General features: G+C 49.8%; 15 protein-coding genes. 9 read left to right on the forward strand and 6 right to left on the reverse strand.

What is annotated here, in order from left to right; all coding sequences use genetic code 11:
- The first annotated feature begins 53 nt into the window (after positions 1–53).
- On the forward strand, positions 54–2621 hold the full coding sequence (locus BMW71_RS21490; RefSeq protein ID WP_092178596.1) for a hybrid sensor histidine kinase/response regulator: 2568 nt from the start codon (positions 54–56) through the stop codon (positions 2619–2621).
- On the opposite strand, the gene BMW71_RS21495 is transcribed toward BMW71_RS21490, so the two are convergent.
- Together BMW71_RS21495 and BMW71_RS21500 are read right to left on the reverse strand one after the other, a co-directional pair.
- A complete protein-coding gene (locus tag BMW71_RS21495) occupies positions 2618–3982 on the reverse strand; it encodes a sigma-54-dependent transcriptional regulator (protein ID WP_092178597.1) in 1365 nt (454 codons plus the stop codon). The two genes, BMW71_RS21490 and BMW71_RS21495, sit on opposite strands and share 4 nt — an antisense overlap.
- Positions 3983–4079: 97 nt before the next feature.
- Entirely contained in the window at positions 4080–4430 is a 351-nt protein-coding gene (locus tag BMW71_RS21500) for a hypothetical protein (protein WP_092178598.1), read from the reverse strand.
- 380 nt (positions 4431–4810) lie between these two features.
- Here BMW71_RS21500 and murI point away from each other — a divergent pair, with 380 nt between their 5' ends.
- From murI to BMW71_RS21515, 3 genes are all read left to right on the forward strand, one after another.
- Positions 4811–5626 (forward strand): glutamate racemase, encoded by an 816-nt coding sequence (gene murI, locus BMW71_RS21505; protein WP_092178599.1) that lies wholly within the window; start codon positions 4811–4813, stop codon positions 5624–5626.
- 142 nt (positions 5627–5768) lie between these two features.
- Positions 5769–7652, forward strand: a complete 1884-nt coding sequence (locus tag BMW71_RS21510) for an amidophosphoribosyltransferase (RefSeq protein ID WP_092178600.1) — start codon at positions 5769–5771, stop codon at positions 7650–7652.
- A gap of 17 nt (positions 7653–7669) precedes the next feature.
- Positions 7670–8719: a M42 family metallopeptidase gene (locus BMW71_RS21515; RefSeq protein ID WP_092178601.1), complete on the forward strand. Its 1050-nt coding sequence runs from the start codon at positions 7670–7672 to the stop codon at positions 8717–8719.
- A gap of 16 nt (positions 8720–8735) precedes the next feature.
- Here BMW71_RS21515 and BMW71_RS21520 read toward each other — a convergent pair whose 3' ends face one another.
- Positions 8736–9185 (reverse strand): hypothetical protein, encoded by a 450-nt coding sequence (locus BMW71_RS21520; protein ID WP_092178602.1) that lies wholly within the window; start codon positions 9183–9185, stop codon positions 8736–8738.
- Positions 9172–9777, reverse strand: coding sequence for an acyl carrier protein phosphodiesterase (locus BMW71_RS21525; RefSeq protein ID WP_092178603.1), 606 nt, complete (start codon positions 9775–9777; stop codon positions 9172–9174). Before BMW71_RS21525 ends, BMW71_RS21520 begins: the two co-directional genes overlap by 14 nt.
- Positions 9778–9853: 76 nt before the next feature.
- Here BMW71_RS21525 and BMW71_RS21530 point away from each other — a divergent pair, with 76 nt between their 5' ends.
- Positions 9854–11788: an AAA domain-containing protein gene (locus BMW71_RS21530; RefSeq protein WP_092178629.1), complete on the forward strand. Its 1935-nt coding sequence runs from the start codon at positions 9854–9856 to the stop codon at positions 11786–11788.
- 9 nt (positions 11789–11797) lie between these two features.
- Here BMW71_RS21530 and BMW71_RS21535 read toward each other — a convergent pair whose 3' ends face one another.
- Both BMW71_RS21535 and BMW71_RS21540 read right to left on the reverse strand, forming a co-directional pair.
- On the reverse strand, positions 11798–12328 hold the full coding sequence (locus BMW71_RS21535; RefSeq protein ID WP_092178630.1) for a DUF4924 family protein: 531 nt from the start codon (positions 12326–12328) through the stop codon (positions 11798–11800).
- A 94-nt stretch (positions 12329–12422) separates the two neighbouring features.
- Positions 12423–13028: a DUF922 domain-containing protein gene (locus BMW71_RS21540; RefSeq protein WP_244891262.1), complete on the reverse strand. Its 606-nt coding sequence runs from the start codon at positions 13026–13028 to the stop codon at positions 12423–12425.
- 1067 nt (positions 13029–14095) lie between these two features.
- On the opposite strand from BMW71_RS21540, the gene lepA reads away from it, so the two are divergent.
- The 4 genes from lepA to BMW71_RS21560 all read left to right on the forward strand — a co-directional run bounded on the left by lepA (position 14096) and on the right by BMW71_RS21560 (position 19513).
- A complete protein-coding gene (gene lepA / locus BMW71_RS21545; RefSeq protein ID WP_092178604.1) occupies positions 14096–15889 on the forward strand; it encodes a translation elongation factor 4 in 1794 nt (597 codons plus the stop codon).
- A 107-nt stretch (positions 15890–15996) separates the two neighbouring features.
- Positions 15997–16896, forward strand: a complete 900-nt coding sequence (locus BMW71_RS21550; protein WP_092178605.1) for a bifunctional 5,10-methylenetetrahydrofolate dehydrogenase/5,10-methenyltetrahydrofolate cyclohydrolase — start codon at positions 15997–15999, stop codon at positions 16894–16896.
- A gap of 56 nt (positions 16897–16952) precedes the next feature.
- Positions 16953–17585: a 7-carboxy-7-deazaguanine synthase QueE gene (locus tag BMW71_RS21555; protein ID WP_092178606.1), complete on the forward strand. Its 633-nt coding sequence runs from the start codon at positions 16953–16955 to the stop codon at positions 17583–17585.
- 5 nt (positions 17586–17590) lie between these two features.
- Entirely contained in the window at positions 17591–19513 is a 1923-nt protein-coding gene (locus BMW71_RS21560) for an OmpA family protein (protein WP_092178607.1), read from the forward strand.
- Positions 19514–19612 lie beyond the last annotated feature (99 nt).

Consider the following 19612-nt stretch of genomic DNA (forward strand, 5'->3'; position numbering starts at 1 on the left):
TAAGCGCTGTAGTTCGACAAAGGTCATCGGTACGTATAAAATGAACCATTTATATGAAATTCAACGCAAGAATTAAAGTAATACTGGGGTTCTTTCTGGCAATCTGCCTGATCGTAGGGGCCGGTGTACTAACCATTTACAGCGTCAAGCAACTGTTGGAATCGGTAGAATCCCTGGCCGAACCCAATGAGAAGCTGCGCAACCTCAATAAATTACTGGCAGATATCTACCAATTGGATAAGTCCAGAAGTGTTTTCTCTCAAAGTGAAAACGACTCCTCGGAGAATGTGAATTACTACCAGCAAATCCAGCAGGAGATTCAAGGACTGGGAGCGATGGTGGCCGACTCGGCCGAACTGAACCAGGTGAAGCGAATCAATTACAGCGTCAACGAACTGATGGTGGTCTACAAGGGCTTGGAAGAAGTCAAAAAAAGCTTATACACCCGGAATTTCAGTAAGGAGGCCCTCAACAATATAGAGCGGAAAATAAAGCGGAAGGAAGAACTAAGCCGCCTGCAAAGTTTGGGAAAAATTCGGATTGGAATCAATGCCGGGCCCGTTTCGGAAAGTAAATCCAATGATGAAAAAACCAGTAAAACCAACAAGGAGCAAGTTTCCAGTGGGCTTCTGGCAGCCGGCGGAAAACAGGATATGGAAAAAATCCTGGGCATGCTTCGGCTAAATTTGAACCGCGTCAACCCGGAAAATGCGCAGCCCCTCTCCGGATCCGACTCCATCATCTACGCCGTCCGGCAAATGGTCCTCGACATCAATAATGAGGAGCAATTTCTCCGATCCAGACTACGTGAACTCGAACAGGAACTCAACGAAAAAAACAGGTCGTTGATCATTAATATTCAGCACATCGTTGCATCGCTGCAGGACGAAGCCCTGCTCCAGTCCAAAGCCGAAAACGAATCGGCCTATGCGCTCACGTATAAGCTTTCGTTTCTTTTAGGGCTACTTATAGTTGTTGGTGTGATCGGTTCTTCCGGTTTTATTTTCAGTATTGTTCGGGAGATAAAAAAATCGGAAACCTACCAGGAGAAATTGGCAGAAGCCAAGCAAAGGTCGGATAATCTTGCCAGGACCAAGCAAGATTTCCTGGCCAGTATGAGTCACGAAATCCGCAATCCCCTACACGTGATTCAGGGGTACAACGACGCCTTGTCCAAGACGCCATTGGATTCCGATCAGCAGGAATTTGTGAAAATGATTCACTTTGCCTCAGGAACCCTCTTGGGTATCGTCAACGATATCCTGGATTTCTCCAAGCTTGAAGCCGGGAAGATCAAAATCGAAAAAGCAATCATCGATCCCTTGCCTTTCTTCAAAAACCAGCATTCGTTTTTCCGGCAAAAGGCGCTGGAGAAAGGAATTGCCCTGGATTTTTCCATCTTGCTTCCCAGAGGCACCTTTTTTCTTGGAGATGAGCTACGAATCAATCAAGTCCTCACGAACTTACTTTCCAATGCCATTAAATTTACCGATTCCGGAAAGGTACTGCTTCGGGTCTATTTCGAGAAAAAGAACAGTCGCCTCGTGTTGCAGGTATGCGATACCGGAACCGGCATGTCGCAGCACTTGCAGCAAAACCTGTTCAAAGAGTTCAGTCAGGGTGATGGAAGTATTTCCCGAAAGTACGGGGGAACCGGGTTGGGGCTCGCCATTGTGAAGCGACTCGTTGATCTGCAGGAAGGGAAAATCGATGTTATCAGTAAACCGGGAACAGGAAGCCAATTTATCGTTTCTTTGCCGACCACCCTACTTGATAAAAAGGAGGAAATCGAGATTCCCCGGGTTCAACTGGACCGGATGGAGGGCCTGCGTATCCTGCTGGTCGATGACGATGAGATGGGGTTGAAATTCGCCAGCTTGCTGCTGCGAAATAGCGGAGCGGAGGTGATCGCCTATACCGGGGGATTGGAGTTTGAAGAAAATTTTGTAGAAGCGGATTTTGACCTGGCCCTGCTGGACATCCAAATGCCCGAAGTGGACGGCTATCAGGTGCTCGGCCGGATCAAGGGTATTCCGAAGTACCGCAACATGCCGGTTCTTGCGATGACGGCTAATGTGTTTGCCAGGGAGAGAGAAAGCCTGGTAAAGGAAGGCTTCGAAGGGGTTTTGTTGAAACCATTCAACGAGTCGCAGCTGATTGAAAAAATCACCGCTTGTCTGCGGCAAACCCAGGCCCCCAGGCAAAAAGAAGTGGTACAGGTGGAAGCAGGGCCTGCTGCTCCAAACCCGTATCGAATCGAAGGAACCGAGGAAAAAGGAGGTTACGATCTCTCGGACATCAAAAAGTTCTGCATGGGGGACGAGGATTTGTTTAAAGATATCCTGGAAGGGTTTTATACCCAGACTGGATTGGATTTGATTCGGATCAACAAGGCGGTGGACGAAGGCGATTACGAGAAAATTCAGGCCATTGCGCACCAGCTATCCAGCAGGCTTGGGCAGCTAAAGATCAAGGAAAGAAGCATTGCGAAGGCCATCGAATCCGAGTTAAAAATCGGAAAGACAGAGAAGATTCAGGAGCTGGTCTGGGAGTTAACAGAAAAAATCAACGACTTGCTGGAAGACCTGGCAGAGCGATTTGGCTACGCCCTTGCGGATTAATCCAACCCGTATTTCTCCAATTTATTGTACAGGGTTTTTCGATCCATATTGAGCATTTTTGCCGTCTTTGACTTATTAAATTTCATTTCCTCCAGCGTTTTGAGGATCAGGGACTTTTCCTGTTCCTCGAAGGAGAACTTCAAGTCAGTGGCCGAATGGATGTCTTTGGTGGGGAGGTCTTCCCGGTCCAATAACTCGGAAGGAATCACCTCTTTTTTAACCTCCCCTTCACCCGTAAGCAAAACGGCCCTTCGAATGATGTTTTTGAGTTCCCGGAGATTACCTGGCCAGTGGTATTCCCCAAATATTTTTTCCACGTCCGGACTGAATCCAGTCACGTTACGCTCCAGGCTCTCGTTGCTTTTTTCCAGAAAAAGCCTGGCAAAAAACGGAAGGTCTTCCCTTCTTTCGCGAAGCGGCTGCGCTGTAATGCTGAATTCATTAAGCCGGTGAAAGAGGTCCTCCCGGAATTGCCCCGATTTGGCCAGTTCCTGTAGGTCTTCGTTGGTTGCGGCGATGATGCGTACATCAACTGAGATGTCTCTATTACCGCCGATTTTGCGTATTTGGCGTTCCTGTATTGCGCGAAGAAGTTTGATTTGAATTTCGTAGCTTAGGTTTCCAATCTCATCCAAAAAAATCGTGCCCCCGTTTGCGTTCTCGAAATGTCCGGTCTTGTGATCAATGGCCCCGGTAAAGGCACCTTTTACGTGCCCGAACAATTCACTTCCTGCTAGTTCCCGGGAAAGGGCACCACAGTCAACCGCCACAAAAGGGCCCTTGGCTCGTTTCGATTTCTGGTGGATTCGTTTGGAAATGTACTCTTTGCCGGTGCCACTTTCGCCCAGCACGATGATGCTCAAATCGGTGGGCGCGACCAACTCGATGTGTTTCTCGATTTGTAAGGCGCCGCTACTGTTCCCAATCTGATAGCTTAGGTCCACGGCGTCGGTCCGGGCAGGCGCAGGTCTATTCGGTGAAACCGGGTCAGGCCGTTTGGTTTCCTTTTTTAATGCTTGTCTTACCGTAAGCAGTAGCTCATCCGGGTTGATGGGTTTGGTGATGTACTCAAACGCCCCCATTTTCATCGATTTTACCGCGGTGCGGATGTCCGAATAGTTGGTGATCAGTATGACCGGTGTGTCTGGGTAATTACCTATTACCTGATCCAGTACCTCCATTCCGGTGCCATCCGGAAGCCGGTAATCGGTGATGATCAGATCGGCCTTGTTTTTTTCGAACGCTTGTAAGCCCTCCGCCACTTTCGTGCAGCTGTTTATTTCATAGCCGTTTTTCTCCAAAAAATTTTTGATAATTTTTGAATAGGTGAGGTCATCTTCGATCAAAAGGATTTTTGCCATGGGTAGTCAGCCAAATATGGATAAATATAAAGGAAAAGCACCGACTTCGCAATCAGTGCTTTTTGGTAATCGTTGGCTTAGCTGTATTTCGTGTCAATTACTGATTGATGATCATTCCGTCTTTGTTGTACACTACCATGATATTGAAGTTATCACTGTCCAGAAACCATACGTCGTAGTAGTTATCGTTTTTCTGAGATATTTTTCGTACGGCCGTAATTTTGAGGTCGTTGATAAGGCTGTCGGTCTGAATCACGTTTTTTACGGAGGCCGGCAGATCTTCTGCAGCGATGGTTAGCGTGTCCGCTTCATCAGATATGTATACGCGTTGCTGCTCCTTTTGGTTGCCCGCAGGTGTGTTCGTTTTCAGCATACCGCTGAGTAGGACCAGGATAACCAACACCGGTACCGACAGTAGGCCAATCCGAAAAATAACTTGCTGCTTCATGTTTTATTTTTTCTTAGGAAGGGATATGCAGGAATTGTGCCATTTTCTATTTCACCCCCTCCGAAGCGGGTAGGGTATACATCTGTGTAATAACTACCCATGTTGATGCAGTCCTGTACCCGTTGTGCCTACAGAAATCTTTTGTATCTTTGTCCCAGTTTAAATAAATGTTAACTCTTCGCTTGCAGATCCCCGGATGCGTGAATCCGGGGGTTTTATTTCAATGAGGGAATTTTTTAAATGAAATTGAACCTGGATTCCCTAACAAAAGAAAAGGCAACCTGAAATCCGGGTATTTTTCGTCGAAGGGAGGGAATCCCGGCCGTTTTGTTTCAAAATAATTCTGCTTGGACTAGCGTTAACGAATTTGCATGTAGGCAATGGGCACAAAAGCACAGGCACCAATAGGGATTTTTGATAGTGGCATCGGGGGGTTGACCGTAGCCCGGGAGGTAAAAAAAATCCTCCCCGACGAACAACTCATATACTTTGGCGACACCGCCCACTTGCCCTATGGGGACAAAAGTACGGCTGCCATTCAAGCGTACTCCGTAAAGATCGCGGACGTGCTGTTGCAGCAAAACTGTAAATTGATCCTTATTGCCTGCAATTCGGCTTCGGCAGCCGCCTACGAACTGGTCAAAGCCTACGTGGCGTCAAAAGCACACGTGGTGAATGTGATCGATCCGGTGGTGGACTACCTCCGGGAAAACCATGCGGGACAGATAGTGGGGCTTATTGGTACCAAACAAACCGTTGGTTCGGGGGTATACCTGCAAAAAATCAACGCCCTGAATGCCGGCATTCAACTTAAGTCCCTGGCAACTCCCTTGCTGGCACCCATGATCGAAGAGGGCTTTCACCTGGAAAATATCAGCAAAGAAATTGTCGCCTCCTACCTTTCTCAGGAGGTCCTGGCGGATATCGAGGCCCTGGTTTTGGGCTGCACCCATTACCCGTTGATCAAGAAGCAAATCCGGGAATATTATGACGGAAAGGTAGACCTGATCGACGCATCGGAAACGGTCGCAAAATCGGTGGCGGCTTTTCTGGGCTACCATCAGCTCCTGGCAAAATCCCAATCCGGCTCCGATGACCGGTTTTTGGTGTCCGATTACACGGTGTCCTTTGAGGAGACGACCAAACTATTCTTTGGCAAACAAATCCGATTGCAAAAATATCCGCTATGGGAGTAGTTTTTTCCCGAAAAATAGCGTTTTTTACCTTGGCGACACGCGTGCTATTTTTATAGTTTTTTAATTAAGTTTGGTAGCATTCGGAATTTTATTCCTAAAAAAAGGATTAACTTTGTTCTTTCATTCACGCCGCCAGTAGACTATGAGTGACCAGATCAAACACGAATGTGGGATTGCCCTGATCCGGCTAAGGAAACCGTTACAGTATTACATTGACAAATACAAAACGCCCTTTTATGCAGCCAATCGGCTGTATGTGCTGATGCAAAAGCAGATCAATAGGGGCCAGGACGGTGCAGGAATCGCCAATATAAAAATCAATACCCCCCCCGGTACCCGGTATATTAGCAGGTACCGTTCGGTGGAATCCGAAGCGGTCACCAAAATTTTTCAGAAAATAAATAAAAAATACAAAAAGTCGAAGAAAGCCGGCAGCGAGGAAGACTTGATGGATGCCTCCTGGATCAAGGAGCACACCGCTTTTTCGGGGGAAGTCTGGCTGGGCCACCTCCGGTACGGAACCCACGGCCAAAACAGCATCGAAACCTGCCACCCGTTTTTGAAACAAAACAACTGGCGCAGCCGAAACCTGGTGATGGCGGGAAATTTTAACATGACCAACGTGGAGGAGCTCTTCGACAACCTGGTCAAACTTGGGCAGCACCCCAAAGAAAAGACCGACACGGTCACGGTGATGGAAAAAATCGGCCATTTTTTGGACGAGGAAAACCAGCGCATTTTTGACAAATACAAAGGGCAATTCACCAACCGGGAGATTACGGAGGTGATCGAACAGGAATTGGATGTGGCCAGGATCCTACGCAGAAGCTGCCGGGATTTTGACGGGGGCTATGCCATGGCCGGTTTGGTTGGAAATGGGGCGGGATTTGTTGTCCGGGACCCGAGTGGCATTCGCCCTGCCTATTACTATGCGGACGAAGAGATCATCGTCGTGGCTTCCGAAAAACCCCCCATAAAAACCGCTTTTAACATCGATTACCAGCAAATCAAGGAAATTCAGCCCGGTAACGCCCTAATTTTTTCCAAGGACGGATCCTATGCGGAGCACGAAATTATCCCGCCTCGCGAGAAAAAGAGCTGCAGTTTTGAGCGGATCTATTTTTCCAGGGGGACGGATCCCGATATCTACCGGGAGCGTAAAAATCTGGGGCGGGCGCTTGTCCCCCAAATTCTCAAAGGCATCGATTTTGATTTGAAGAACACGGTTTTCTCCTACATACCCAATACGGCGGAAACGGCCTACTACGGCATGATCGAGGGGCTGGAAGACTACCTAAGTGCCAAAAGAAGGGAAATTCTGATCGAGGGAAAACCCCATCTGGAAGACCTGGAGGACCTGCTGAATTTCCGGCCCCGGGTGGAAAAGTTGGTCAGCAAGGACGTGAAGTTGAGAACCTTTATTACCAATGATTCCGACCGGGACGTGATGGTGTCCAACGTGTACGATACGACCTACGAGGTGATTCGCTCCGGGGTCGATACCATTGTGGTGATAGACGACAGCATTGTCAGGGGCACCACGCTCGAAAAAAGCATTCTGACTACCCTGGACAAACTGAAACCCAAACGGATCATTATCGTTTCTTCCGCTCCTCAAATCCGGTTTCCGGACTGTTACGGCATCGACATGTCCCGAATGCGGGATTTTGTCGCTTTCCGGGCGGTAGTGGAGCTACTCCGCCAACGGGACATGGAGTACGTGTTGGATCAGGTGTACGATCAATGCATCGCCAATCCGGACGCCGAGGAGAATTTTGTCAAAGCCATCTACGAACCCTTTTCCGACCAGGAGATTTCCGATAAAATTGCTGAAATCATCACCTCGGAGAGCATCGAGGCCGAGGTTCACGTGATTTACCAGACCGTGCAAAACCTGCACCTCTCCTGTCCTGCCCACCGGGGCGATTGGTACTTCACCGGAGATTTTCCCACAGAGGGCGGCATGCGCGTGGTGAATAAGGCCTTTGTCAACTACATGGAAGGCAAAGTGATCCGGGCCTATTAATCATAAAAACACAGCGAATGATAAACGTAGCGTTACTAAAGCAAATCTGTGAGTTGCCGGGGGCACCCGGATTTGAGAAAAGAATCCGCGATTTCATTCTATCCGAAGTAAGGGGCCTGGTGGATGATCTGACGGTCGATAATCTGGGCAACGTGATCGCGGTCAAGAAAGGCAAGCGGAACCCCGAAAACAAGCGGGTGATGGTGGCGGCCCACATGGACGAAATCGGTTTTATCGTTACCCATATCGACGAAAATGGCTTTTTGCGGTTTCACCCCCTGGGTGGCTTTGATCCCAAGACATTGACCGCTCAGCGGGTGCTTATTCACGGTAAAAAAGACCTGATCGGGGTAATGGGAAGCAAGCCCATTCACGTGATGACCTCCGAAGAAAAAACCAAACTGCCCAAGCTTACCGACTATTTCATCGACCTGGGTATGGACAAGGCCGAGGTAGAAAAATGGGTACAAGTAGGCGATCCCATTACCCGGGAGCGGGAATTGGTGGAAATGGGTAATTGCGTGAATTGCAAATCCATTGATAACCGAATCGCTGTTTTTATCCTACTGGAGACACTCCGGGAATTGGAGTCGCCCGCTTATGACGTGTACGCCACTTTTACCGTGCAGGAAGAGGTGGGACTGCGGGGAGCGCAGGTATCCGCCCACCACATCAATCCGGATTTTGGGATTGCACTGGATACCACCATCGCTTTTGATCTGCCCGGAGCGGCGGCGCACGAGAAAATCACCGAACTGGGCAAGGGAACTGCCATCAAAATCATGGATTCTTCCGCCATTTGTGACTACCGGATGGTGCAATTTATGAAAGAAACGGCCAGCAAGAACAACATCCCCTTTCAAACCGAAATACTGACGGCGGGCGGTACCGATACAGCCGGTGTGCAGCGAATGGGAAAGCAGGGGGCCATTGCAGGTGCGATCTCTATCCCCACCCGACACCTGCATCAGGTGATCGAAATGGCCAATAAAGCAGACGTGGCCGGAAGCATCCGGCTGCTACGCGCCTGCCTGGAAGAAATGGATGGCTTTGACTGGAAGCCCTAGGAGCGGTGTCTTAAAATCAGGGTTTTACCCGCTTTTTGGCTGCTTTTCGGTACAGGTACTTTTTTAATTCCTCGTAGCCAAGGTGTTCCTGATTGCTCAGGGAAAAAGAGTATTTGTCGGAAAAAACCAGGATTAGTTGCTTGAAGGCGCGCTGATTGGCGGTTACTTCTTCTTCCTGCCAGGCAAGCAGTTCCTGTATGGAATAGGTTCTTCGTTGTCCTTTGAGCGGCATCCAAAGCACAATTTGCTCCTTTCCGGCTGCCAAAAACTTGTATCCCGCCATCATCTTTACCAGGATCAATAGCAGCACGACGGTCAGTAAACTGCTTCCGATCAGGTAAAAAAGCAGCGGAAATTCCCGGCTTCGGTAGAAATCGTTCAGCAAAAAAGCCAGCCCGGCCGTTAGCGCCAGAACAATCAGGCTTAGAATCAGGTAGGTGCTTTTTTTGGGTTTACAGTGAATCATCTTCCTGCCGCAGTTGGTTCAGTTTGTCCTTTGAAAAAACAATCAATTCCTCAAAAAATTGTTTGAAACTTCCCTCAAAAAAGGCGTAGTGGGCCCGGAGAAATGCGGGGGCACGTTCCATGTTGGAAGGAAAGGTCGTCCGGTACGAAAGCCCGGTGAACGAACGTTGTATCCCTTCCATGGTGCCGTAGGCCGCCAGCCAATTTTCCCGTTTCATGTAGGTAAACGGTGCCAGAAATTTTTGGGGCAGGATCGCTTCGTTCGCTTCAATTACCTCGTATACCCACCTGGTAAATTCCTGAATGCTCCGTTCGTCGTAGTCGTTCCAGTTTCGCGACAAGAAATGATCGAAAAACATGTCAGTGATGACCAGTGAATACCTGCCGAAATTCGGTTTGAGCAGCTCCTGGGTTTTTTTCACCAGGGGGTGGCTGTCCGTAAATGCGTCGATCTCCCGGTGGAGTAAAATTCCCGTCACGATTTCCGCTGCAAACTGCTCCTCCAGGTTTCCCCTGACAAAATCCCCGATAAAATTCCCCACCAATACCTTAGGATCATTGAAGGATAAATATGCATGCGCAAGAAAATTCACCTGATCTTCAACTATTTTTTACTGGTTAATAGAATGATTTTCTTAATCTTTGCCTGTCAAAAAAGGAAAAATTGAAATGGCAAATATAAGGGAAGAATTAGCATATACTACTAAACTTTTGCAGCTGGAGCGGCAGGAAGACCGGGATCAATTCCGAAACCTTACCTACCGAAAGTCGCTCAAAGAAAAGGTAGCCTCCGGAATGTGTTGGTATCCAGTGGATTTGCTCAAAGTCAGGTGGGCTTTTTCGGATCAGCTCGTCGTAGAGATCAGCACCGCAGAAATTTCCCAATCCCACGCATTTCAGTCTGGCAAATCCATCAGCTTTTTTTCCAATGCCGGAGAAAACGACCGTCGGAAGAAATTTGTGAACGGGGTGGTCAACGGCGTAAAGCGAAACAAGATGACCCTGAGCCTTCACACCGAACAGTTGCCGGACTGGATACACGAGGGAAAACTTGGCGCGGAACTCCTTTTTGACGAATCTTCCTACAAAGCCATGGAACAAGCCATGGAGCAGGTAATTCGGGTAGCCGATGGCCGTCTTGCCCGCCTTCGGGATGTACTGCTTGGTGAGGAGGTGCCGGTCTTTTCCGATGGTTCCGCTCCGGAAGAATTCGGTCTCAACGAAAGCCAAAACAAGGCATTGTTGCTCATTCAGAAGGCCCGGGACCTCGCCGTTGTACACGGGCCTCCGGGAACGGGCAAGACGACCACCTTGGTACGGGCCGTCTTACAGGCGTCCCGCACGCATGCCCAGGTAATGGTCTGTGCGCCCAGCAATGCTGCAGTGGACGTGCTGGTGGAAAAGCTCGTCGCCGAGGACCTGCAGGTGCTTCGCCTTGGGCACCCTTCCAGGGTCGACGAAAACCTGATCCTGCAAACGCTGGATGCAAAAACTCTCAGCCATCCTTCCTACAAGATCTATAAAAACCTGAAAAAATCCGGGGAGGCTTTGAAACGATCGGCACAAAAATTCAAGCGGAATTTTGGTGCAGCCGAACGGGACAAGCGAAACCAACACATGGAAGAAGCCCGGAGGTGTTTTGGAGAGGCGCGGCAGCTGCACGACTACATGCAGCAGGACCTCCTGGCTTCCAGTCAGGTAATCGCCTGTACCCTGGTAGGGGCTGCGTCATCCTTGCTCAAAGGGAAAACCTTTCCGATTGTGTTTATGGACGAGGCTGCACAGGCGCTGGAACCTGCCGCCTGGATTCCCCTTTTAATCGCCGATAAGCTGGTGATGGCCGGCGATCACTGCCAGCTTCCCCCGACCATCAAATCCCGAAAAGCGGCCGAAGGTCTGCGGCATACCCTTTTTGAGAAGGCCATTGCCAGGCATCCCCAGGCCTCCCACATGCTTACCATTCAATACCGAATGCCAGCAGGCATCATGTCTTTTCCAAATGCGGTCTTCTACGGAAAGGCTTTACAGGCAGCTCCCAATACGCTTTCGCATTACCTGCGCCCGGAAGAACCGGTGATGGAATTCATCGATACGGCGGGCAGTGGTTTTACAGAATTTCAGGATCGGGAAACCCTCAGCACCGGCAACAAGGAAGAGGCACAGATGCTTCTGACCTTGCTAACCAATCTGATGCGAAAAATCGGTTGGAAGGCCAATGCTGAGCGGGATTGGGAAATCGGGCTGATAGCCCCGTACAGTGCGCAGGTGCGGTTGCTTCGGCAGTATTTGGACGAAAATCCCGAATGGGTGTTTTTGAAACAAAAGCGAGACGCCATTTCCATTCAGACTGTAGACGGCTTTCAGGGTCAGGAAAAGGACATCATGCTGATCAGCCTTACCCGCTCCAATCCCCAGGGAGAGATTGGCTTCTTAAGCGATACGCGAAGGATGAACGTGGCACTCACCCGGGCAAAGCGCAAGCTCATCGTTTTGGGGGATAGTGCCACCATCGGTACCCATCCATTTTACCAGGCATTCCTGGATCACGTGCAGGCAAATGACTGCTACCACAGTGTGTACGAGTATTGGGATGGGGGCCAGTGAGTCCTAGTCTCAGGCTTGTTCGGAAGCCCGAAAGTGCGCATCCAGGTAAGAAAGCACTTCCCCAAATCGGGCGGCGGCGGCCAAAATGGATTCAGGGGCTTTTTTACCGGTTAATTTGCTCAGCAACAATCCGTAGAGCGTATGGATAAAAATCTGAATTTCGTGACCGGGATTTTCTTCGGTAAGGTCCGCAAGTAAGGAGAGTAGGTGAGGCTGCGCCTTTCGGTAGAGGGCCAGGTAGTCCGGGTCCCGTTTGAGTAATTTCCAGTGAAAGTTTGCCAGCCGATCCACCAGGACCTGCACCTCGGGTAGGTGGCCTTTTTCTTCAATTCCGGCCCGTTTCATCCCATCGGCCAGTTCGGCCAGCCAGGCTTTGCTTTCGGTCCGGTCTTGCGGGCTTACGTTCTTGTGCGTCAATACATACTGCTCCAGGTCTTCCCTGTTGAATCCATAGGCGCGGATAAGGTCTTCCATGCGGTACAGGTACAGGATGTATTCGATCAGGTGCTCGTTTTTCTTTTTTTCGGCAATCGATTTCATGTGTTTATAATTGTTTTTGAGTAGCCACATGGAATCTTGCATGCTTTATAATCATCCCACTGGGTGACGTTCTCGTCATGCTCGATTTCATGGCTTAGGGGTAGATCGTCTGCCGTAGGTCCAGCAGCTCTGAGGTAAAAAATGCATCCCAACGCTTTTGCGCGTCGGCATTTCGGGGTTTGGTGGTTTGGGCATCGTATTGAGAGTCCAGTCTTTTCCAGTCTTTGAAGTTTTCCCGGATGATGCCGTTCAGCTGGGCTTTGTATTGACCGGGATCAAATGCCCGGCCGTTTACATCCCGGACAATGCGGTACCCAATGATCTGGGCGATGGCAAAATGACCGTTTTCGTGGTGCAATACCTGTTTTTTGGTGGCCTCATCCGAGCGGCTTAGAAAATCCCGGCTCACCTGAGACAGGTCCTTTTGCAGCTGGATTTTGGCATTGATTTCCAGCTGTATGTGGTCGGGGTAGGTATGGACCTTCAGGATCTCCACCTCGCAGGTGCTGAGGCAAATGGCATTGATGCTGCTTTTGCCCCGGATGACATCCACCTGTTTAAAATCCTCCCAGGTAAGGGTTCGGTTGGGAGAGACCGTCACCTTTCCTCGTTTGGGCAGGTCTTTGGGAATCGACCCCGAAAGCAGGCTGCCACAAAAGAACAGGGTGGCTGCCACGCAGAGAAAAGCATATCTATTCATTAAATTCCGGTATTTCTTCGCATCGTTTGTGATTTCTCGGCCCTGCTTTCAATGGATTGGGGACCAGAAATCCGATTGGATACTGGTCTTTTTACCGAGCGGCGTTCCACTGACTTTCAAATATCTGCGATTCTGCAAACAAATCCAACCTGCGAGATGCTGGTACCGCCGATCACTCGGCTAATCGGGGATAATCCGGTACGAGCGAAAAAGATTCACCACAGGATACGCATAGTAACTCGGATAAAAAGTAAGAAATCGGGTCAATTTTGGAGGCTAAAAAAATCTGTGAAAACCGGTGCGAATCCGTGTTGAAAAAAGTTGCACCACAGATTACTCAGATTAACACAGATTAACGAATGGGTGGCAGTACCTTCTTCGGAGCCATAAACAATTAGGAAACCACCCAAAAGCCATTTGCAATGGCTAAACGTAATCGCTTTCAGGAATGATTTTCCAAACATTCTGTGCAAATGCCTCGCTTACGTAAATTAAATAGTATAAGAGTGATATAGATACAATCTACACCCACTCGAGGGATTAATTCTGAAACCTAAAAAATCCGTGAAAATCTGTGCGAATCTGTGGTTAAAAAAAAGGGTTGCACCACAGATTACTCAGATTAACACAGATTAAAGAATGGGTGGCGGTACTATCTTCGGAGTTATAAACAATTAGGAACCACCCAAAAGCCATTAGCAATGGCTAAACGCACTCGCTTTCAGAAATGATTTTCCTAACGTTCTGTCCATGGACCCGGCATTGCAAATGCCTCACTGGCGTAAATAAAAGGATAAAAGGGATGTAGATGCAATCTACACCCAGCTCGAGAGATCAATCCTGGTACCTAAAAAATCTGTGAGAATCTGTGCGAATCCGTGGTGAAAAAAAAAGGATGCATCACAGATTAACACAGATAAATAAAAGAAAAAATGGATCAGTCCTGGCACCAAAAGAATCCGTGAAAATCTGTGCGAATCCGTGGTGAACCCAAAGAAAGGGCTACTTCTAATTAAAATCAGCAAAACCTATAAAAACGCCGGGGATTTACTAATTTTGCACCCAGTATGAACATGCAAAAAATAAGAAATTTCTGTATCATTGCCCATATCGACCATGGCAAAAGTACCCTTGCCGACAGGCTGCTGCAATTCACCAATACGGTGACCGACCGGGAAATGCAAGACCAGCTTCTGGACAGTATGGACCTGGAACGAGAACGGGGCATTACCATTAAGTCCCATGCCATCCAGATGAAATATCCCTATCAGGGAGAGGAGTATACCCTTAATCTGATTGATACCCCGGGACACGTGGATTTCTCCTACGAGGTATCCCGTTCCATTGCCGCCTGCGAGGGCGCGCTGCTGATCGTCGATGCCTCGCAGGGCATTGAAGCCCAGACCATTTCCAACCTCTACCTGGCTATCGGCCATGACCTGGAAATCATCCCCGTGCTCAATAAAATTGACCTGCCCGGAGCCCAGCCGGAGGTGGTGGCCGACGAGGTGATGGAACTCATTGGCTGCAAGCGGGAAGACATTATCCTGGCTTCAGGCAAGGAAGGGATCGGTATTGAGGCTATCCTGAATGCTGTGGTGGAAAAAATACCGGCACCAACCGGAGACGAAGAAGGCCCCCTGCAAGCCATGATTTTTGACTCGGTATACAACCCGTTCCGCGGCGTGGAGGTGCTGTTTCGTATTTTTAACGGCACCATCAATAAGGGCGACCGGATCAAATTCGTCAACACCGGCAAAGAATACGAAGCAGATGAAATTGGCATCCTGGGCATCCAGCAAAAACCACAGCCACAGCTAAAGGCAGGTAATGTGGGCTACCTGGTATCGGGCATCAAAGTAGCCAAAGAGGTCAAGGTAGGGGATACCATCACCCACGTGAAGCGGCCCTGCAGTACCACCGTACAGGGATTCGAAAACGTGAAGCCCATGGTATTTGCCGGGATTTATCCGGTAGACACCACCGACTTTGAAGAGCTGCGGGCCTCCATGGAGAAACTGCAGCTAAACGACGCCTCACTGGTCTGGGAGCCGGAAACGTCGGCGGCCCTGGGTTTTGGCTTCCGGTGTGGCTTTCTGGGAATGTTGCACATGGAAATCATCCAGGAACGCCTGGAGCGTGAATTTGACATGACGGTCATCACCACGGTGCCTTCGGTGCAGTTCCGGGCCCTTATGAACAATAACGAATACCGTACGGTGAATGCCCCCTCCGATATGCCCGAACCCAATTTGTTCAAGCACATCGAGGAACCGTATGTAAAGGTAGCCATCATTACCGCGGCCGATTACGTAGGGCCGGTCATACAGCTATGCATGGACAAGCGAGGGCAGATCAAAAATCAGGTCTACCTGACTTCCGACCGGGTAGAGTTGTCCTTTGACATGCCCCTGGTAGAAATTGTCTTCGACTTTTTTGACAAACTGAAAACCATTTCCCGGGGCTATGCTTCCCTGGATTACGAACTGATCGGCTTTCGGCAGTCGCACATGGTCCGCCTGGATGTGATGCTGAATGGAGAGCCAGTCGATGCCCTGTCTGCCATTGTTCACCGGGACAAGGCCTACGAATGGGGAAAACGGCTTTGCGAAAAGTTGAAAGAATTGGTGCCGCGGCAGATGTTTGAAATCGCCATTCAAGCGGCTATCGGTAGCAAGGTGATTGCCCGGGAAACGGTCAAGGCACTGCGAAAAAATGTATTGGCGAAGTGTTACGGGGGCGATATATCCCGAAAACGAAAATTATTGGAAAAGCAGAAAAAAGGGAAGAAGCGGATGCGGCAGGTAGGCAATGTGGAAGTGCCTCAGGAAGCCTTTATGGCGGTACTCAAACTGGATTAGATAGACGATAGGCTGCGGGTTGCCGGGGGATATAGGCGAATCTTGCGATAGTTTGCCCGGCGAGAAGCGTTGCAATACCCGGCAGCGGTCGCACAAAATGAGCACAAATGGATAAAAAAGAAGGATTTCTAAAAATCGACGGAAAAGCAGTTTCCGCCACAATAAAAGACGAACTATCCGTTGAGGTAGCGGAAATGAAAAAAAAAGGGATGCGGGCCCCGCACCTGGCCGCCATTTTGGTAGGCAATGACGGGGCCAGTCAGACCTACGTGGGAGCCAAGGTAAAGGCCTGCGAGCAGGTCGGTTTCGAATCGACCTTGGTCCGCATGGAGGAGAGCGTGTCGGAAGAAGCGCTGCTGGCAGCGGTAGATAAGATCAACGAAGACCCGGAGATCGATGGACTCATCGTGCAGTTGCCCCTGCCAAAACACATTTCCGTTGAAAAGGTCACGGCCAAAATCCGTCCGGAAAAAGACGTAGACGGCTTCACGCCAGCCAATGTGGGCAGAATGACCCTGGGCTGGCCGGCGTATATTTCGGCCACTCCGAACGGGATCGTGGAGTTGATCAAGCGGTACGAGATCGAAACCTCCGGCAAGCATTGCGTGGTGATCGGTAGAAGTCATATTGTCGGGTCTCCCATGAGCATACTGATGGGTAGGAATGGCTATCCGGGCAATTGTACCGTGACTCTGACCCATAGCCGGACCCAAAACCTACGCGAGATCGCGCAGTCGGCAGACATTCTGATTGTCGCCATTGGCAAAGCGGGTTTTGTGACCGGGGACATGGTGAAGGAAGGTGCGGTGGTGATCGATGTGGGGATTCATCGGATTCCGGATGCATCGAGGAAGAGCGGGTTCCGTTTGGTAGGGGACGTGAATTTCGAAGAAGTGGCGCCCAAGGCCTCCGCCATCACGCCGGTTCCCGGTGGGGTGGGGCCCATGACCATCGCCTCCTTGTTGTCCAATACCCTTCTAGCCGCGCAGGGCAAGGTGTACGGCTGACGGGTATTTTCTCTTTTGTTCAATCAGCGGTTCAATTACCCGCTCAATCAAAAATTATGAACGTAGAAGCAGCTAGTAGGGTCCGGGAAGGACAAGCATTGCCATTGATGGAAGCCTTTTATACCATACAGGGAGAGGGGACCTATTCCGGTCAGCCGGCGTATTTTATCCGGCTCGGCGGTTGTGACGTGGGCTGTGTATGGTGCGACGTAAAAGATTCCTGGGAAGCCGGCAAATGGCCGCTGGTAGAAATCGATCAAATCGTCGCGGAGGCCGATGCCTATCCGGCAAGGCTGGCGGTGATTACCGGGGGTGAGCCATTGATGTACGCCCTGGGACCGCTGACCCAGGGATTAAAGGAGAAAGGGTTTACCACCAACCTGGAAACCTCGGGAGCTCATCCGTATTCCGGTGACCTGGACTGGATTTGCCTTTCACCCAAGAAATTTAAGTCTCCGGTTCCTGAAATCTACACCATCGCAAACGAGCTGAAAGTGATCGTCTATAACAAAAGTGATTTTGATTTTGCACGAAGCGAGGCCCGAAAGGTGGCCCCTTCCTGTAAGTTGTTGCTACAGCCGGAGTGGTCGAAAGCCGAACAAATGATGCCCCAGATCGTGGATTTTGTCAAAGAAAACCCCCGCTGGCGCATTTCCCTTCAAACCCATAAATACATGGAAATCCCTTAGATTCGATGATGCGCCAGGTCCTGCTGTTTTTCCTGCTCACGTTTACCGCCTGCCTACAGGTACGGGGGCAGACGTATTCCATCATTGACAAACGGGCCATTGGGTATTACGAAGAAGGCGAATCTTTTCTCAGCAGAAAGCAATTTGGCGAGGCCGCGGGTAAATTCCAGGATGCGTACCAGCGAAGCAAGGATTTTTACGAGGCCTATATTCGGCACGTCCAGACCCTGCTGAGTACCGGCAGGTCAGGGGAGGCGCTGGACGTGGTGGGCCTGGCCGAAAACCGACTGGCGATCAAGGATAGCGACCTATTCAGAGGCAGGCTGGCCTGGCTGAAGGGCCAGGTATTGGTGGAAATGGGGCATTTTGAAGAAGCCCTACAGGCGGTGGAGCAGAGTTCGCCGTATCTCACCGAAGAATTTACCAATTCGGAGGCCTATCGGGAAAAAATGCAGCAGTTTCGCATGATCGAAGAAGGCATACGGAATCCGTTGTCCTTGAACAAGGAAAAATTACCTACGCCACTTAATCGGTTTCAATTGCAATATTTCCCCGTTTTGACAGCAGATGGTAAACGGATTTTCTTCACCAAGCGGGATGGAATGTCCGCGCGTGACCACGAAGATATTTTCTTTTCCAACCGGGATCAGGGGGATTGGACGGAACCGGAACCCATATCCCTGTCCATCAATACCCGGTACAACGAGGGTACCTGTACTATTTCTGCCGATGGCAGGTTGCTGATTTTCACTTCCTGCGATACACCGGATTCGTTTGGAAGTTGCGACTTGTACCTCACCGAGCGGGTAAATGGTACCTGGCAAAAACCCCGAAATATGGGAAGGAATGTCAATTCACGCTTTTGGGACTCCCAGCCTTCCCTGTCGGCCGATGGGGGTATGCTGTTTTTTTCTTCCAATAGACCCGAGGGGCAGGGAGGCAACGATATCTGGTTTTCGAAAAGGGACGGTACGGGGCAGTGGTCCCCCGCGGAAAACCTCGGACAGCCCGTCAATACAGCAGGGGACGAAGTGTCACCGTTTGTATTTTTTAACAATACCGTGCTTTTTTTCGCGTCGGACGGGCACAAGGGTTTCGGAAAGAAGGACCTGTTTATCAGTCGCTACAGCAGCAGGGGATTTGGTCCGCCAGAAAACCTGGGGTACCCCATCAACGACCAAAAAGATCAGTTGGCGCTGTTCATTACGGCACAGAAGGATTATGCCTATTACACCGAAAACAGCTACCATCAAGGCAAGGCGGACAGTTCGTTTTTGTACCGGTTTGACTTCCCCGAAGAAATCGATCTGGGGGAAAACCTGGTTGTGACCGAAGGAAGGGTGCTCAACGAGCAAACCGGGGAACCGGTGGAGGCAGTGCTTTCGCTAGTCAATTTGGAAAACGACAGTACGCTGTATACGTTTCGATCGGAAGGCGAAGCGGGTACCTTTACGATGATTTATCCAGACAAGTCTTTCTCTGGTCTTTACGTAGAAAAGCAAGGGTACATACCCCGCATTTACAACGTGGACCGGGATAACCTGAAAAACCAAAAGAACCTGGAGATCCAATTGGAACCCATTTCCTCAGGCAATCGGTTTGTGTTTGAAAACGTATTTTTTGATTTTGACGATACCCAGCTAAAGCCAGCGTCGATCAGCTCCTTGAAGCGCCTCGTTGCCTTTTTAGAAACGCATCCTGCGGTTTCCATTACCATCGCGGGTCATACCGACAACGTCGGCAGCGATGCCTACAACCTCACCTTGAGTACCCAACGCGCGGTGGAGGTGAAGGAGTTTCTGCTGGAATCCGGAATCGAGGAATCCCGCATAGCCACCCGTGGGATGGGGTCTTCGGCCCCCCTTGTACCCAATGATACCGAAGAAAACAGGGCATTTAACCGGAGAATTGAGGTGATCATTCGGTAAGGTGGTCCAGAAATAACGGATTTTCATAAACCGATTGGCTTTTTACACGTTTATATGTCAGTAAATCCGCCCCATCAACGTCTTATCTTTACTACATGC

It is taken from the genome of Cyclobacterium xiamenense, from assembly GCF_900109255.1.
In the GTDB taxonomy this organism is placed as follows: domain Bacteria; phylum Bacteroidota; class Bacteroidia; order Cytophagales; family Cyclobacteriaceae; genus Cyclobacterium; species Cyclobacterium xiamenense.

Bases quoted from the DNA above. Each gene is read 5' to 3' on its own strand.
- BMW71_RS21500 (WP_092178598.1), bottom strand. From the start codon at position 4,430: ATGAAGCAGCAAGTTATTTTTCGGATTGGCCTACTGTCGGTACCGGTG.
- murI (WP_092178599.1), top strand. From the start codon at position 4,811: ATGGGCACAAAAGCACAGGCACCAATAGGGATTTTTGATAGTGGCATC.
- BMW71_RS21495 (WP_092178597.1), bottom strand. From the start codon at position 3,982: ATGGCAAAAATCCTTTTGATCGAAGATGACCTCACCTATTCAAAAATT.
- BMW71_RS21520 (WP_092178602.1), bottom strand. From the start codon at position 9,185: ATGATTCACTGTAAACCCAAAAAAAGCACCTACCTGATTCTAAGCCTG.
- BMW71_RS21535 (WP_092178630.1), bottom strand. From the start codon at position 12,328: ATGAAATCGATTGCCGAAAAAAAGAAAAACGAGCACCTGATCGAATAC.
- BMW71_RS21540 (WP_244891262.1), bottom strand. From the start codon at position 13,028: ATGAATAGATATGCTTTTCTCTGCGTGGCAGCCACCCTGTTCTTTTGT.
- BMW71_RS21555 (WP_092178606.1), top strand. From the start codon at position 16,953: ATGAACGTAGAAGCAGCTAGTAGGGTCCGGGAAGGACAAGCATTGCCA.
- BMW71_RS21560 (WP_092178607.1), top strand. From the start codon at position 17,591: ATGATGCGCCAGGTCCTGCTGTTTTTCCTGCTCACGTTTACCGCCTGC.
- BMW71_RS21510 (WP_092178600.1), top strand. From the start codon at position 5,769: ATGAGTGACCAGATCAAACACGAATGTGGGATTGCCCTGATCCGGCTA.
- lepA (WP_092178604.1), top strand. From the start codon at position 14,096: ATGAACATGCAAAAAATAAGAAATTTCTGTATCATTGCCCATATCGAC.
- BMW71_RS21530 (WP_092178629.1), top strand. From the start codon at position 9,854: ATGGCAAATATAAGGGAAGAATTAGCATATACTACTAAACTTTTGCAG.
- BMW71_RS21515 (WP_092178601.1), top strand. From the start codon at position 7,670: ATGATAAACGTAGCGTTACTAAAGCAAATCTGTGAGTTGCCGGGGGCA.
- BMW71_RS21490 (WP_092178596.1), top strand. From the start codon at position 54: ATGAAATTCAACGCAAGAATTAAAGTAATACTGGGGTTCTTTCTGGCA.
- BMW71_RS21550 (WP_092178605.1), top strand. From the start codon at position 15,997: ATGGATAAAAAAGAAGGATTTCTAAAAATCGACGGAAAAGCAGTTTCC.